Source organism: Bartonella queenslandensis AUST/NH15 (assembly GCF_000312585.1).
Lineage (GTDB): Bacteria > Pseudomonadota > Alphaproteobacteria > Rhizobiales > Rhizobiaceae > Bartonella > Bartonella queenslandensis_A.
Genome location: NZ_HE998387.1, coordinates 1 through 224 on the forward strand (window position 1 = coordinate 1; position 224 = coordinate 224).

Sequence of the window (224 nt, forward strand, 5' to 3'; positions counted from 1 at the left end):
CTCTTTTATCAAGATGGGGGCTGTGAGCCGCACATTGCAAGCAAGTTGGCGTTCACTTATCACTTCAGGGCGCTCATTGGGTTTAATGGCAGCAAGCTTTGGTGGGAATGGGCTGCGTCTTCTTCACCCCATGACTTTACTGGTGGGGGCGTTTCGCGGCGTTATGATCTCAGGAAGTGCATTTGCTGCCTCTTTTGGTTGGATCGGGACAGTCATCGAAGTGA

General features: G+C 51.8%; 1 pseudogene. It reads left to right on the forward strand.

Features of this window, described 5'->3' with window-relative positions:
- Positions 1-22: 22 nt before the first annotated feature.
- Positions 23-224: pseudogene (locus BN338_RS10445) on the forward strand (phage tail tape measure protein); the annotation flags it as partial.